Source organism: Kocuria sp. APC 4018 (genome assembly GCF_030407675.1).
Taxonomy (GTDB): domain Bacteria; phylum Actinomycetota; class Actinomycetes; order Actinomycetales; family Micrococcaceae; genus Kocuria; species Kocuria rhizophila.
Window position 1 is genome coordinate 1 of record NZ_JASDCY010000125.1, and the last position, 562, is coordinate 562.

1 protein-coding gene is annotated in these 562 nt (G+C 66.9%); it reads right to left on the bottom strand.

Going from position 1 to position 562, the window contains the following annotated elements; genetic code table 11:
* Nucleotides 1-64: 64 nt before the first annotated feature.
* Nucleotides 65-421 carry a universal stress protein gene (locus QL985_RS12105; RefSeq protein ID WP_259905556.1) on the bottom strand — a complete coding sequence of 119 codons (357 nt, stop codon included), beginning with the start codon at nucleotides 419-421 and terminating at the stop codon, nucleotides 65-67.
* Nucleotides 422-562: the final 141 nt, after the last annotated feature.

Sequence of the window (562 nt, forward strand, 5' to 3'; positions counted from 1 at the left end):
TGCGTCAGCGCGGAATCATCCGCGGTTCGACGGCAGGGGCCCAACGCCACGGACCCGGCAACCGTCAGTGGCCGGGTGAGGGCTTGACCGAGATCACGGGCACGGCCGACTCAAGAATGATCTGCTGCGCGGATGATCCCAGGAAGATCTTGCCTGCAGGGGACCGACGCCGCACGCCCACCACGACGGCCTCCACCTCGGCACGATTGGTGGCGTCCACCAGATCCCCCACGGCGTCGCGACTACGGGCCGCGGCGTGCTCCACGCTCGCGCGGTCGTAGTCGATCGTCGAGAGATCTGGCTCCGAACCGTCCACGGGGAACACCACAAGCTCCGTGTTCCTCCGACGGGCCTCCTCAACGGCGAAATCGCGGGCGGCGAGACCAGCCGGGGAGTCGGCAGCGGCAAGAATGATGCTCATGGGTTCTCGTTTCGTCAGGCGGGGCGGTTCCGGGACGGACAGCTGACGGTCTTCCTGACTCGCGTGGCAACCGTGCCGACCCGTGGGCTGTGTGTATCCTAAATCACATTCTCGCGGCCCCACCGCGGAAGAGTGATCCGC

Coding starts and splice junctions, on each gene's coding strand:
- QL985_RS12105 (WP_259905556.1), bottom strand. CDS start 421: ATGAGCATCATTCTTGCCGCTGCCGACTCCCCGGCTGGTCTCGCCGCC.